Raw genomic sequence first — 14,783 nt, forward strand, 5'->3', positions numbered from 1 at the left:
AGTACAGCTTCCGAGAGGCTATCCGTGACCCCGACCGAGTATGAGTATCTGCGTAAGTTCCTGAGGGATCATTCCGGTCTCGACCTGTCCGCAGACAAGCAATATCTGATCGAAAGCCGGCTGCTGCCGCTGGCGCGCAAGGCCGGACTGTCCGGCATCGGCGAACTCGTCCAGAAGCTGCAGGCCGGCTCGAGCGCCCTGATCACCAACGTGGTCGAGGCCATGACCACCAACGAGACCTTCTTCTTCCGCGACAAGGTCCCGTTCGATCATTTCCGCGACACCATCATGCCCGAGGTCATCAAGGCCCGTGCCGGCCGGCGCAGCGTGCGCATCTGGTGCGCCGCCGGCTCGACCGGGCAGGAGCCGTATTCGCTGGCGATGAGCCTGAAGGAGATGGGCGCGGCACTGACCGGCTGGCGTGTCGAGATCATCGCGACCGACCTGTCGCAGGAGGTGCTGGAGAAGGCCAAGGCCGGCATCTACAGCCAGTTCGAAGTGCAGCGCGGCCTGCCGATCCAGATGCTGATGAAGTATTTCAAGCAGACCGGCGAGACCTGGCAGATCAATCCCGAGCTGCGGGCGATGATCCAGCACCGGCAGCTCAATCTGCTGCACGACTTCGCCCAGCTCGGGACGTTCGACGTCATCTTCTGCCGCAACGTGCTGATTTATTTCGACCAGGACACCAAGATCAACATCTTCAACCGCCTCGCCCGCCAGATCGAGGGCGACGGCTTCCTGGTGCTCGGTGCGGCCGAAACCGTGGTCGGTCTGACCGACACGTTCAGGCCGATTCCGGAGCGCCGCGGCCTCTACAAGCCGAACGATCCGCGTGCCGCCGCGGCCAAACCGGCTGTCGCCGGCGCAGCGCCGCCCCGCATGGCGGTGATGGCAGGACGATAAGCATGGCTGAGGATGGAAAGGGCGCAGAACGGGTGACGTTCAGCCGCGGTTATGATGTCTGCATCATGGCCATCGACGGCACCTGGCGCCGCGACTGCAAGCTGAATGCGATTTCCGACACCGATGCGATCCTCACGGTGGAGGGATCGATTCAGGGGTTGAACCTGAAGGAGTTCTTCCTGCTGCTGTCGTCCACTGGCCTTGCCTACCGCCGCTGTGAGCTGGTGCGCGTCAACGGCGCCGAGATGGACATCCAGTTCCTGCGGGGCAAGAACCGCAAGAAGCGTGGCGCCGCCAGCGGCCATGACGCCGCGGCCTGACCCGACGCGCCATCGGCCGTCGCATTCCCGACACGTTGCTTTACATTTACTGAAACATCCGGACGAATTTGCGCCAGCCGCTTTACGTGGCTTAAGCGCGCACCGTGTATCAATGACCGGTATCAATCTCAGGGTCCGGAAATGCCAAGAAGCTCTCTCTCCCCCATCCCGTCAAACCTGCCCGATGTCGCCGAACGGCGCGCGCTTCAGCTCCTGGTCGTCGATGACGACGCCACGCAGCGCAGCCTGATCACGGTCGCCGCCAAGCAGGCCGGCCACGAAGTCACCGTGGCGCCGTCGGTTGCGGAGGCGATCGAAAAGCTCCGCGCCGCGCGCTTCGACTGCGTGACGCTCGATCTCGTGCTGGAGGATGGCGACGGCATCGACGTGCTGCGCGAGATGGCGGCGGCGAAATTTGCCGGCTCCGTGATCGTGATCAGCGGCATGGATGGCAAGCGCCGCAGCGCTGCCCGCAGCTTCGCCCGCTCGGTCGGGATCGAGCTTCAGAGCCTGCCGAAGCCGCTCGATCTCGCGGCGCTCCGCATCAGCCTTGCCAATCTCGGCAAGACGGCGATGGGCCTCCCGGCGATCCACACCTGGGGCGGCGTCGCGAGCGACGCGATCGTCGAACGCCACCGCGCCTAAAGCATGATCCGGACCCGAAGGGCCGCGTCCGCGCAAAGTGCGCCGCGGCTTTCCGAAAAGATCATGCCCAAACAACAACCTAAAGCGCGATGACGCGCTTTGGCCGCGGAACAGCTATGCGATCGGGTGCGGCAGGCTTGCCGCATCCATCGCCACCGCCGCCGCGTTGCCAGATTCCGACAAGGACTGGAGCGCATGGCCGAGGCCTGCGCGGCAGGCGTTGAGGGCAGCGCTCGCAGTGGCATAACGAGGCGTGACGTCGTCGAGCACGAAAATATCAGCAGAACCCGCAACACCGCTCTCGTCTGTCTGTTCCATGGCCGCGTCGATCAGGCGCATGCTGATCTCGATCCGCGCGATCAGAGAGCGAAGGTCGGCCGCGATCAACTGATGGCTGTCAGCCTCAGGCGTCGCGACGATCGGGGGCGTGGCGGCGAAATTTAGCATGGATATTCTCCGTCCCCTGCAATTAGGCGCCTTGCCGCTACTTGTGCGTTAAGTCCATGTCCCGTACAAATACGGGTGGGCCGAATCCGCGCTCAACGCCATAACGGTTGGCGCGGACGCGAGTCCTTTAATGCCAAGTCGACTTGGCGCAAATGGACGTGGCACATGGCCGAACAAACCTCTCGTGGTGAAATCTTCGTGGTCGATGACGACCCTGCCGTTCGCGACACCCTGTCGATGGTGTTGAAGGGGGCGGGCTATGAGGTGATCTGCTTCGCCGACGGCGCAGCGCTGCTCTCGGTCGCGCGCAGCCGCACACCGGCCGCGGTGCTGCTCGACGTGCACATTCCCGGCAAGTCAGGACTCGATATTCTCAAAGAGCTGCATGGCGAGGACTATCCGGCGCCGATCTTCATGATCTCAGGGCAGGGCGACATCGCGATGGCGGTGGGCGCCATCAAGAGCGGTGCGCTCGACTTCATCGAGAAGCCGTTCCGCGGCAGCGAGATTGTCGGCCGGCTTGACGAAGCGATCGGCGCCTACGCGCGCAGGCAGGCAGAGAATGAATCGCCGAAGTTCGGCACGCTGCATTTCCCCGGACGCGAGCCGTTGACCCGCAGGGAACGCGAGGTGCTTGAGCAGTTCGCCGCCGGCGCCTCCAACAAGGAGGCCGGCCGCACGCTCGGGATCAGCCCGCGCACCATCGAAGACCACCGCGCCAACATCATGAAGAAGCTCGGCGCGCGCAATGCCGCCGACCTGATCCGTATCGTGATGACTGCGGCGCAACGCGCGTCGTAACGCTGCCGGTGGTGTTTCGTAGCCTGGATGGAGCCAACGGGTCGGTGCAAAGCGCCGCCCGATGACAGGCTCCATCCAGGCTACGGGCTCTCGCCACACCCGCCGCCCAGTGCCTTGCGGATGATTCTGGCCAGATCGGATTTGCGATAGGGCTTTGCCAGCAGCAGCACGCCCGAATCCAGCCGGCCGTGATGGATGATCGCATTCTCGGTGTAGCCGGATGTGTAGACCACCCGCAGATCCGGGCGCGTCTTCAACACCTCGTCGGCGAGCTGCCGTCCGTTCATCTTGCCGGGCATGATCACGTCGGTGAACAGCAGGTCGAACGGCTTTCCGCTGGTGACGATCGCGAGCGCCTCCGTGGCGTTGGCGGCCTGCAAGGTGACGTAGCCCAGCGAATGCAGCTGCGTCAGCACGTAGTCGCGCACCAGCCGGTCGTCCTCGACCACCAGAATCGTCTCGCATCCGCCTTCGATCGGCGCCAGTGCCACTCCCTCGCCGCCGACAGCGGCCGGGTTGCCCGGCGGCAGGTACATCTTGATCGTGGTGCCGTGGCCCGGCTCGCTGTAGATCTTGATGTGCCCGGCCGACTGCTTGATGAAGCGTAGACCATCGAGAGCCCGAGCCCGGTGCCCTTGCCCGGCTCCTTCGAGGTGAAGAAGGGTTCGAACACCCTGGCGAGCATATGGGGCGGGATACCGGCGCCAGTGTCGCTCACCGCGATCAGCATATAGTGACCGGGAGGGATATCGTTGGTGTCTGCATAGACCGCGTCGAGATAGGCTGTACCCGTTTCCACGATCAGCTTGCCGCCATTGGGCATGGCATCGCGCGCGTTGAGCGCGAGGTTGAGGATCGCGGTGGTGAGCTGGCTGGGATCGACGATCGCGACGCAGCTCTCGTCCTCGAACACGGACTCGATCTCGATCTGCTCGCCGAGCGTGGGCCGCAGCAGCTTTGCTGTTTCGATGATCAACACGTTGACGTCGATCTCGCGCGGTTGCAGCGGCTGCTTGCGCGCGAACGCGAGCAGGTGCTGGGTCAGCTCGGCACCGCGCGCTGCGGCCTCGTCGATCATCCTGGCGATGGTCGCAAGCTGCGGCTCCCGCGCCACCGCCTCCGCCAGAATTCCGATAGTGCCCGTGATGACAGTGAGGATATTGTTGAAATCGTGTGCCACGCCGCCCGTGAGCTGACCGATCGCCTCCATCTTCTCGGCCTGGCGGACGCGCTCCTCGGTGGCGATCTTGTCGGTCAAATCGCGGTAGAACGAGTTGAAGAGAATGCCTTCGCGTCGCCTCAGCGCCGTGACGCTCAGCTCGGCCCTGAATTCCTTGCCGTCGCGTTGCCGTGCGACAATTTCGCGCCGCGGATTGTTGAGCCGGTCTTCTCCGGACTCCAGGAAGCGTTGCAGTGCGGCTTTGACGCTTTCGCGTTCGCTGCCGGCGATGAACAGATCGATCGCATTCCTGCCGATCGCCTCCTCACGCCGCCAGCCGAAGAGCTTTTCGGCCTGCGAGTTCCAATTCAGAATGGTGCCGGTCTCGTCGGTCTGGGTGAAGGCATCAAGCGATGTCTCGACGATGTTGCGGGCGATCCGCTCGCTCTCGCGCAGCGAGGCCTGTGCGAGCAGAATCTCCTTCATGTCGCGTCCGATGAAGAAGAAGCGCTTGGTCTGCTCCGACCAGTTGCCGAGCCAGGACAACCAGACTTCGTGCCCGTTCTTGTGGAGGCAGCGATTGTCCGAGAGTTTCGGCCGCTCGCCGCGCCGCAGCGCCAGCACCTCCTCACGGGAACTCTCCAGATAATCGGGATGCATGAACATGGTGCAGATATGGCCGATCATCTCCTCCGGCCGATAGCCGAGGATGGTTTCGCAGCTCGGGCTGATCTGCACCACGTAGCCCCGCGCGTCCGTGATCATAATCAGGTCTTGCGAGGTGTCGAACAGCTGTTGCCGCTCCGCCAGAGAGCGTTCGGTTCGCCTCGCCTCGGAGACGCTACGGGCGATCTTGGTGGCGCCGATGATCTCGCCGGACGGCCCCGTGATCGGCGTGAGGCTCAGGGTCACCTCCACCGGGCTGCCGTCCTTGCGCAAGCGCAGGGTCTCGTACGGTCCGATCGGCTCGCCCCGTGCGATTCGCTTCAGATTTGCCTCTGTTTCCTTGCTGCGATCGGCTGGGACGATCAGTGAGATTGATTGGCCGAGGGCTTCATCTGCGGCGTAGCCATAGAGGCGGACTGCTGCGTCGTTCCAGCCGATGATGGTGCCGTCCAGCAATTCCGAGACGATCGCATCATCCGGAGATTCGACCATTGCGCTGAACACGTGCTCGCGAGCGGTGTGAAGGTCAGAAATTGTTGCGCGGATTTTCGTTGCCCTGCAAGTCCTTCGCGATCCGGGGCGCTTGGCGATCTCAGGTAGTTTGGCGATCCAGCGAGAGCCGGTCCCGCTGGTTGTCGCTCGTAGCCGCTGATATGCACGTTTTCGTGCATATCTTGACGTGTCTCAACCGCTGAGCGCCTTGCGGATGATTCTGGCCAGATCGGATTTGCGATAGGGCTTTGCCAGCAGCAGCACGCCCGAATCCAGCCGGCCGTGATGGATGATCGCATTCTCGGTGTAGCCGGATGTGTAGACCACCCGCAGATCCGGGCGCGTCTTCAACACCTCGTCGGCGAGCTGCCGTCCGTTCATCTTGCCGGGCATGATCACGTCGGTGAAGAGCAGGTCGAACGGCTTTCCGCTGGTGACGATCGCGAGCGCGTCCGCCGCGTTGGCGGCCTGCAAGGTGACGTAGCCGAGCGAATGCAGCTGCGCCAGAACGTAGTCGCGCACCAGCCGGTCGTCCTCGACCACGAGGATGGTCTCGTGCCCGCCCTCGATCGAGGCCGGCGTCACGCCTTCGCCGACCGCCGTGGGTGTCTTGCCGGGCGGCAGGTACATCTTGATCGTGGTGCCGTGGCCTTCCTCGCTGTAGATCTTGATGTGGCCTGCGGACTGCTTGATGAAGCCATAGACCATGGAGAGTCCGAGCCCGGTGCCCTTGCCGGGCCCCTTCGAGGTGAAGAAGGGGTCGAACACGCGCGCCAGCATGTTCGCGGGAATGCCCGAGCCGGTGTCGCTCACGGCGATCAGCACGTAGTGTCCGGGCGGGACGTCGTTGGCGCTGGCATAGACCTCGTCGAGATAGGCGGCGCCGGTCTCCACGATCAGCTTGCCGCCGTCCGGCATCGCGTCGCGCGCGTTGAGCGCGAGGTTGAGGATCGCGGTGGTGAGCTGGTTAGGATCGACGATCGCGACGCAGCTCTCCTCCTCGAACACGGACTCGATCTGGATCTGTTCGCCCAGCGTCGGCCGCAACAGCCTTGCGGTGTCGATGATCAACGAATTGACGTCGATCTCGCGCGGTTGCAGCGGCTGCTTGCGCGCAAAGGCGAGCAGGTGCTGGGTCAGCTCGGCGCCGCGCCCGGCAGCCTCGTCGATCATCTTCGTGATCGCCGCAAGCTCCGGCTCCTTCGCCACGGCGTCGGCCAGAATCTCGATCGTGCCGGTGATGACGGTGAGAATGTTGTTGAAGTCGTGCGCCACGCCGCCGGTGAGCTGGCCGACCGCCTCCATCTTCTCGGCCTGGCGGATCCGCTCCTCGGAGGCGATCTTGTCGGTGAGGTCGCGGTAGAACACGTTGAACAGGATGCCCTCGCGCCGCCGCAGCGCCGTGACGCTCAGCTCGGCCTTGAATTCCTTGCCGTCGCGGCGGCGGACCATCAGCTCGCGGCGGCGGTTGAGCGTCTGGCTGCTTGCCGAATCGAGGAAGCGGGCGAGGCCGAGCTTGACCCTCTCACGTTCACTCTCGGCGACGGTCAGATCGACCGCATTCTTCCCCAGCGCTTCCTCGCGCCGCCAGCCGAACAGCTCCTCGGCCCGCGAGCTCCAGTTCAGGATGGTGCTGCGTTCGTCGGTCTGGACGAAGGCATCGAGCGCGGTCTCGACGATGTTGCGTGCGAGCTGCTCGCTTTCACGCAAGGCCTCGTCCGCGTGCCGCGCCTCCGTCATGTCGCGGCCGACGAAGAAGAAGCGCTTGGCCTGATCGGACCAGTTGCCGAGCCAGGACAGCCAGACCTCCCGCCCGTCCTTGTGGAAGCATCTTGTGTCGTCAAGCTTCGGGTGCCCGCCGCGCCGGAGCGCGCGCATCTCGTCGCGGGATTTATCGAGGTGGGCGGGATGGATGAAATCGACGCCGCTGCGGCCGATCATCTCGTCCGGGCGGTAGCCGAGAATAGCCTCGCAGCTCGGGCTGATCTGCACGATATGGCCCCGCGAGTTCATGATCATGATCAGATCCTGCGAGGTGTCGAAGAGCTGCCGCCGCTCCTCGAGTTGCTGCTGGAGCGCCCGCTCGGCCCGCCGCGCCTCGGTCAGGCTGCTTGCCGACCCCGAAACGCCGACGATCTCGCCCGAGGGGCCCCGGATCGGCGACAGGCTGAGTGAGATCTCGACCGGCGTGCCATCCTTCCGCAGACGGATCGTCTCGAAGCGTTCGATCGGCTCGCCCCGTGCGATCCGCTGGAGATAATCCTTGCCCTGCTCGCGGCGGTCGGGCGGGACGATGATCGAAGTGGATTTCCCGATGGCCTCCTCGGCCGAATGGCCATAGAGGCGTGCGGCGGCGGGATTCCAGCCCGTGATGATGGCATCGAGCGATTGCATCACGATTGCATCGTCGGATGATTCGACGGCGGCGCTGAACAGGCGCTCGCGCGCCTCGTGATGGCTTCGCGCGGCCTCGGTACGGCGGTGCTCCTGAACTTCGCGTTCGAGAGCGGCGGTTTTCGCCCGCGTCTCTTCCACCATCCGGGCAAAGGCCCGCGCCAGAACACCGGTCTCGCCGCTGGCATCGACGGGAATGTCCGCCTGGCGTCCGCTGCCGATTGCCTCCACCGCCGCGGTCAGACGCCCGATCGGGCGAGTCAATGAGCGCGCCAGCAGCACTGCGAGCGAAGCCGCTGCAAGGACGGCAAGCACGCCGACGAGCAAGGATGTCTTTTGGATGGCCGCCGGCACGCGGCCGAACACGGCGGGAGGAACGGTCTCGATAATTGCGACCCAATCCTTGCCGGCGAGCAGCGCCGGCGCGATCGCCGCGCCGCTCGGCCGACCCGACCCGTCGGCTGTAAGCTGCGTGGATCCCTCCAGCTTGCCGGCCTGGATCGCAAAAAATGGAAAATCATCGCGCCAGTTGGTGGGACGGCCTCGCAAGGAGTCGAATTCTCGCGCGGGATCGGGATGGACGAGATAGTCACCGCGCAAATTCACGACGTAAATCTCTCCCCCTGTACCCGCAGTCGAGCGGATGCGGTCGAGCGCGGGACGCATGTCGATATTGGCGATGATGATGCCGAATGGCTTGCCGTCCGGTGTGAACAGCGGCGTCGCTACCCGCAACGTCGGAATGTGAGAGGTCGTGGTCCCCCCTTGGCGGGTGGCGAGATCGATGGGCGAGACGTAGATTTCGCCCGGCGCCAGTCGCATCGCTTCGCGGAAGTAAGTTCGCTCGCTCTTGCTCTCCAGTTCGCTGTTGGGGACGATCCGTGCTGCGCCGTTTGGGCCGGAGCGGTCGACGCGAACCAGTTCGCGCTGATCGTCGTCTAGACCGATGATTCGAAATTGGCCGTAGCTGGGCTTGGCCTCGATCTCGGCCGCGAGCCGCGTTGCGATGCGCTCGCGCCAGGTTTGCTCCGAAACGCCGTCGATGGCGTCGATGCCACCGCCGATGTGAGCGCGGATCAGGCCATTGATGGCCGCCGCGGAGCGATAGCCGAGCAAATCGCCGCGAGCGCCGGCTACATAGGATTCGAGATTGGTCGCCAGCAGGCGCGATTGGGCTTCGACGCGCTCCAGGACCCGCGGAATGACGGCTTGACTGATGTTGCGATAGCCGAGCCAGCCCACTGCGGCCACGGTAACCGCGACCAGCAGGATCATCGCGATGGCCAGGCGCGTTGCCAGCGTCATATTGGCCTTCGGTCCACCCAAAGCACCTTGCTGCCCGGTCTTGGAGGACGCAGAGCGGGCGTCCTCGTCATCGGCGGCCGGAGCTGACATCGGACCCCTCCGGCTCGCCCGCCTTCAGGCAGCCATCGACAGCCGCAAGCAGCGCGTCGGCCCGGAACGGCTTCTGCAAGCTCGCGACTGCGCCGAGCTTGGTCGCCATCTTCAGAAAGTCCGGCTCGGCATAGGCGTCGGGTGTGATCGAGCGGCCGGAGATGACGACGATCGGTATCGTCGGGTGCAACGCCCGGACGTGGCGCATTGTCTCCAGCCCGTCCATGCCGGGCATGAAGATGTCGAGGAACATGAGGTCGAACCGGCTGGCCTCGAACAGAGCGAGCCCCTTGTGGCCGTCGCCGGCGACCGTCACGTGATGGCCGGCCCGCTCCAGGAGCAGCCGGATCGTGAGCTGGACGGCCGGGTCGTCATCCACGATCAGGATGTTGGCCACGTAAGAAACCTCCGGGTCGGGCAGGGCTGTTCCCCGCGACCACAAATCAAAGCTTCAAATGCGAAATTGTTGCGCGGATTCCGCTCAGCCTGCAAGCACTTCGGGACACCTCCGGATCAGCCTGGCTCGATATTGCGCTGCATCTTAGTGTATGCACGCCTACGTGCATACCTGGGGTTCGCGTCCTGCTCGCCCGGCGTCTTGCAGGGGGTGGACGCCCGTGAGAAGAGCAGGGCGAATTCCCTGACGGACAAGGATCATGACCAGGAAGATTACGCCCGACCAGCTCCGCAGCGCGCGCTGGTTCGCGCCCGACGATCTCCGCTCGTTCGGCCACCGCTCCCGCGCCATGCAGATGGGCTACGCGCCGGAGGAGTGGAAGGATCGGCCGTGCATCGCGATCATCAACACCTGGTCGGAGGCGCAGCCCTGCCACATGCACTTCAAGTCGCGTGTCGACGACGTCAAGCGCGGCATCCTGATGGCCGGCGGCCTGCCGGTCGAGTTGCCGGCGCTGTCGCTGTCGGAATCGCTGCTCAAGCCGACCACAATGCTCTATCGCAATCTCCTTGCTATGGACGCGGAGGAATTGTTGCGCAGCCATCCCGTTGACGGCGTGGTGCTGATGGGCGGCTGCGACAAGACCACGCCGGCGCTGCTTCTGGGCGCGACCTCGATGAACATTCCCGCGATCTATCTGCCGGCGGGTCCGATGCTGCGCGGCAACTGGAAGGGCAAGACGCTGGGCTCCGGCTCCGACGGCTGGAAATATTGGGACGAGCGGCGCGCCGGAACACTTTCCGACAAGGACTGGCTCGACATCGAGGCCGGCATTGCCCGCAGCTACGGCACCTGCATGACCATGGGCACGGCCTCGACCATGACCGCGATCGCGGAAGCGATCGGCATGACGCTGCCGGGCGCCTCCTCGATTCCCGCCGCCGACGCCAACCACATCCGCATGGCCTCGGAATGCGGCCGCCGCATCGTCGAGATGGTCTGGGAAGATCTGACGCCGAAGACCATCCAGACCCGCAAGGCCTTCGAAAACGCAATCGCGGTCGCCATGGCGATGGGCTGCTCCACCAACGCGATCATCCATCTGATCGCGCAGGCCCGCCGCGCCGGCCAGGATATCGGCCTCGACGATTTCGAGAAGGCGAGCCGCAATGTGCCGGTGATCGCCAACGTGCGTCCAAGCGGCGATGCCTATCTGATGGAGGACTTCTTCTACGCCGGCGGCCTGCCGGCGCTGATGGGTCAGATCAAGCCGCATCTGCATCTCGACTGCATCACCGTCACCGGCAAGATGCTGGGCGAGAACATCGCCCATGCCGAAGTGCACAATGACGACGTGATCCGTTCGGTCGACAACCCCATCTACAAGGAGGGCGCGCTCGCCGTGCTCAAGGGCAATCTCGCGCCCGACGGCTGCGTCATCAAGCCAAGCGCCTGCGCGCCGCGCTTCCTCAAGCACACCGGGCCGGCATTAGTGTTCGACGACTACCCGTCGATGAAGACGGCGGTCGACGATCCCAATTTGGACGTTACCGAGGGTCACATCCTGATCCTGCGCAATGCGGGCCCGCAAGGTGGCCCGGGCATGCCGGAATGGGGCATGCTGCCGATCCCGACAAAGCTCGTGAAGCAGGGCGTGCGCGACATGGTGCGGATCTCGGACGCGCGCATGAGCGGCACGAGTTATGGCGCCTGCATCCTGCACGTTTCGCCGGAATCCTACATCGGCGGCCCGCTGGCGCTGGTGCAGAACGGCGATCGCATCACCCTCGACGTCGCTGCCCGCACCATCAACCTGGATGTGCCGGAGGCTGAGCTCGCAAAACGCCGCGCCGCCTGGAAGCAGCCCGAGCGCCGTTTCGAGCGCGGCTATGGCTGGATGTTCACCAAGCACATCAAGCAGGCCAATGACGGCTGCGACTTCGACTTCCTGGAGACCGATTTCGGCGCGCCGATCGGCGAGCCGTCGATTTACTAGCAACCCGTCATTCCGGGGCATCGCGAAGCGATGAACCCGGAATCCATCGTGCCGCAATCTGTGCCGTTCGATGGATTCCGGGCTCGCGCCAAGTGGCGCGCCCCGGAATGACGAAAGAGAGAGCATGACATGTCAAAACTCAGCGAAGCCACCCGCGACAAGCTCAAGACCGTCTCGACCGCCACCGTTGCCACCGCCTTGTTCAAGCGCGGCCTGCGCATCCAGATGATCCAGGATGTATATCCCCTGAACCCGGCGCAACCGACCGTGGTCGGCGAAGCCTTCACGCTGCGCTATATGCCGGCGCGCGAGGACCTCAACACCATCGACGTCTTCAAGGACCGGTCGCATCCGCAGCGCAAGGCGGTCGAGGATTGTCCGGCAGGCGCCGTGCTTGTGATGGACAGCCGCAAGGACGCGCGCGCGGCCTCGGCCGGCGCGATCCTGATCACGCGGCTGATGAAGCGCGGTGTCGCCGGCGTCGTTACTGACGGCGGCTTTCGCGATTCTGCCGAGATCGCAAAACTCGGCATTCCCGCCTATCACCATCGCCCGAGCGCGCCGACGAATCTCACGCTGCACCAGGCCATCGAGGTCAACGTCCCGATCGGCTGCGGCGATGCGCCGGTGTTTCCCGGCGACGTCATCCTTGGCGATGCCGACGGCGTCATCGTCATCCCGGCGCATCTCGCCGACGAGATCGCCAATGAAACTTTTGAAATGACGGCGTTCGAGGATTTCGTCACCGAGGAAGTCGGCAAGGGCCGCGGCATTTTTGGGCTCTATCCGGCAACGGATCCGCAGACGCTGACGGACTTCGCGGCGTGGCGGAAGAAGAATAGCCGCTGACTGAAACGGCCGTAGCCCGGATGGAGCGAAGCGCAATCCGGGAACAGTCTTGCCGCCTGCGCGAACTCCGGATTTCGCTGCGCTCCATCCGGGCTACCAGGTTACACCTTGGCCTCCGCCATCCCCGCCGCCCATAGCGCGAACGCATACACGATCGCGACTTCATCGAGACGGTTGAACCGCCCCGAGGCGCCGCCATGGCCAGCGCCCATGTTGGTGCGGAGCAGGACCGGGCCTCCGCCGCGCATGGTCGCGCGCAGGCGGGCGATCCATTTGGCGGGCTCCCAATAGGTGACGCGCGGATCGGTGAGCCCGCCCATCGCCAGGATCGCCGGATAGTCCTTTGCAGCGACATTGTCGTAGGGCGAGTAGGACAGGATGGTGCGAAAATCCTTCTCGCTCTCGATCGGGTTGCCCCATTCCGGCCATTCGGGCGGCGTCAGCGGCAGCGTGTCGTCGAGCATGGTGTTGAGCACGTCGACGAACGGCACCTCGGCGACGATGCCGGCGAACAGCTCGCCGGCGCGGTTCGCCACCGCGCCCATCAGCATGCCGCCGGCCGAGCCGCCATGGCCGACGATGCGCTTGCGGCTCGTGTATTTCGCATCGATCAGTGCACGGGCGCTGGCGGCGAAATCGTCGAACGAATTTGTCTTCTTCTCCCGCCTGCCGTCGAGATACCAGCCCCAGCCCTTGTCGGCGCCGCCGCGGATATGGGCGATGGCGTATACGAAGCCGCGGTCGACCAGCGACAGGCGGTTGGCGTTGAACGAGGCCGGCATCGCCATGCCGTAGGAGCCGTAGCCGTAGAGCAAGAGCGGTGCCGCGCCGTCGAGCTTCAAGCCGCGGCGATAGAGGATCGACACCGGCACCTCGGCGCCGTCTTGCGCCTTCGCCATGATGCGGGTGGTGACGTAGTCGGCCGCGTTGTGGCCGGACGGAATCTCCTGGCGCTTGCGAAGCACGCGCGTACGCTTCGCCATGTCGTAGTCATAGACTTCCGACGGCGTCGTCATCGACGAATAGGCGAAGCGCAAATTCGTCGTCTCGAATTCGTAGGAGCCCATCGTGTCCAGCGAATAGGCGGCCTCGTCGAACGCGATCGCGTGCTCTTTCTTGGTCGCGAGGTCGCGGATCACGATTGACGGCAGCGCATTGGCGCGCTCCAGCCGCACCAGATGGCCGGCATAGAGGTCGAGGTCGATCACGTAGATGCCTGGACGGTAGGGGATCAGGTCGCGCCAGTTCGCGCGCTCAGGCGAGGCCAGTGGCGCGGTGACGATCTTGAAGTCGATGGCATCGTCGGCATTGGTGAGGATGAAGAGCTCGTCGCCGCGGTCGGCGAGCGAATATTGCACACCCTCTTCACGCGCCGCAACCAGCCGCGGCGGCGCCTCGGGGTTCGCAAGATCGATCAGCCGCTGCTCGGAGGTTTCGTGATCGCCGCCCGCGATCACGCAGAAGCGTCCGCTGGTGCTCTCATGCAGATGGGTGAACCAGCCGGAATCCTGCTCTTCGTAGACGAGCGTGTCGTCGGCCTGTTTTGTGCCGAGCTTGTGCCGCCACACCTGCATCGGCCGGTGATTGTCGTCGAGCTTCACATAGAAGAAGCTCTTGCAATCCTTGCTCCAGACGACGCCGCCGTCGGTCTCCTCGACGACATCGTCGAGATCCGTGCCCGTCGCCCAGTCGCGGACGCGGATCGTAAAATATTCGGAGCCCTTGGTATCGGCGCTCCAGGCCTGGAGCTTGTGATCGTCGGAATGGCGGCTGGCGCCGAACTTGAAATATTTGTGGTCTTTTGCGAGCGCGTCGCCGTCGAGCACGATATGGCTGTCGCCGCCGTCGCGCGGCATCCGGCCGAACAGCTCATGCTGTCCGCCCTCGCGAAACTTGCGGAAATAGGCGAAGGCCCCGTCCGGCGACGGCACGCTGGAATCGTCCTCCTTGATCCGTCCGCGCATCTCGCCGACCAGCGTTTTCTGGAGACCAGCGGTGTGGCCGAGCAGGCTGTCGGTGTAGACGTTTTCCTGGTCGAGATATTTGCGGATGTCGGGATCGAGCACCGCGGGATCGCGCAGCACCTCCTGCCATTTCGCGTCCTTCAGCCAGGCATAGTCGTCGGCCACGGTGATGCCGTGGCGGGTAAACGAATGCGGCCGGCGCGGGGCGACGGGGGGCTGGGAACGTGTTTTGGCCTGGGTCACTCGATCCTCGTTCAGATGCGCGTTCCGCCTTATATCGTCCCGATTCCACGAATTGCCAGCGTGGCCGCACCAAGGACTGCGCCAAGTCGCCGGTTGTTGATGGGCCGCT

Annotated in this window: 10 protein-coding genes and 1 pseudogene; 6 read left to right on the top strand and 5 right to left on the bottom strand. The window is 64.4% G+C overall.

The genetic code is table 11. The features are described 5' to 3' along the window. Window positions 1-24: 24 nt before the first annotated feature. The 3 genes from IC761_RS02305 (at window position 25) to IC761_RS02315 (ending at window position 1,871) form a co-directional block, all read left to right on the top strand. Complete coding sequence (locus IC761_RS02305; protein ID WP_195801699.1) at window positions 25-906, top strand: CheR family methyltransferase; 882 nt, start codon at window positions 25-27, stop codon at window positions 904-906. Between the two features lie 2 nt (window positions 907-908). Next, on the top strand, window positions 909-1,226 hold the full coding sequence (locus tag IC761_RS02310; protein ID WP_195801700.1) for a PilZ domain-containing protein: 318 nt from the start codon (window positions 909-911) through the stop codon (window positions 1,224-1,226). 141 nt (window positions 1,227-1,367) lie between these two features. Continuing rightward, a complete protein-coding gene (locus IC761_RS02315) occupies window positions 1,368-1,871 on the top strand; it encodes a response regulator (protein WP_195801701.1) in 504 nt (167 codons plus the stop codon). 114 nt (window positions 1,872-1,985) lie between these two features. Here the strand turns inward: IC761_RS02315 and IC761_RS02320 are convergent, their stop codons facing one another. After that, the gene (locus IC761_RS02320) at window positions 1,986-2,318 is read right to left on the bottom strand and encodes a hypothetical protein (RefSeq protein WP_195801702.1); all 333 of its coding nucleotides are present in this window, start codon (window positions 2,316-2,318) and stop codon (window positions 1,986-1,988) included. A 165-nt stretch (window positions 2,319-2,483) separates the two neighbouring features. On the opposite strand from IC761_RS02320, the gene IC761_RS02325 reads away from it, so the two are divergent. Further along, window positions 2,484-3,119, top strand: a complete 636-nt coding sequence (locus tag IC761_RS02325) for a response regulator transcription factor (RefSeq protein WP_195801703.1) — start codon at window positions 2,484-2,486, stop codon at window positions 3,117-3,119. Window positions 3,120-3,199: 80 nt separating this feature from the next. On the opposite strand, the pseudogene IC761_RS02330 reads toward IC761_RS02325, so the two are convergent. The 3 genes and pseudogenes from IC761_RS02330 to IC761_RS02340 form a co-directional block, all read right to left on the bottom strand. Next, window positions 3,200-5,466: pseudogene (locus tag IC761_RS02330) on the bottom strand (PAS domain S-box protein); the annotation flags it as partial. 162 nt (window positions 5,467-5,628) lie between these two features. Then, entirely contained in the window at window positions 5,629-9,225 is a 3,597-nt protein-coding gene (locus tag IC761_RS02335; RefSeq protein ID WP_195801704.1) for a PAS domain S-box protein, read from the bottom strand. After that, window positions 9,203-9,622 (bottom strand): response regulator, encoded by a 420-nt coding sequence (locus IC761_RS02340; RefSeq protein WP_195801705.1) that lies wholly within the window; start codon window positions 9,620-9,622, stop codon window positions 9,203-9,205. The genes IC761_RS02335 and IC761_RS02340 overlap by 23 nt, the downstream gene beginning before the upstream one ends. A 259-nt stretch (window positions 9,623-9,881) precedes the next feature. Here IC761_RS02340 and araD point away from each other — a divergent pair, with 259 nt between their 5' ends. Beyond that, window positions 9,882-11,618: an L-arabinonate dehydratase gene (gene araD / locus IC761_RS02345; protein ID WP_195801706.1), complete on the top strand. Its 1,737-nt coding sequence runs from the start codon at window positions 9,882-9,884 to the stop codon at window positions 11,616-11,618. A 129-nt stretch (window positions 11,619-11,747) separates the two neighbouring features. Beyond that, window positions 11,748-12,467 (top strand): ribonuclease activity regulator RraA, encoded by a 720-nt coding sequence (locus IC761_RS02350; RefSeq protein WP_195801707.1) that lies wholly within the window; start codon window positions 11,748-11,750, stop codon window positions 12,465-12,467. A gap of 101 nt (window positions 12,468-12,568) precedes the next feature. Here IC761_RS02350 and IC761_RS02355 read toward each other — a convergent pair whose 3' ends face one another. Further along, window positions 12,569-14,674, bottom strand: coding sequence for a S9 family peptidase (locus IC761_RS02355; RefSeq protein WP_195801708.1), 2,106 nt, complete (start codon window positions 14,672-14,674; stop codon window positions 12,569-12,571). Window positions 14,675-14,783 lie beyond the last annotated feature (109 nt).

Origin of the sequence: Bradyrhizobium commune, assembly GCF_015624505.1 — a bacterium.
In the GTDB taxonomy this organism is placed as follows: Bacteria; Pseudomonadota; Alphaproteobacteria; order Rhizobiales; family Xanthobacteraceae; genus Bradyrhizobium; species Bradyrhizobium commune.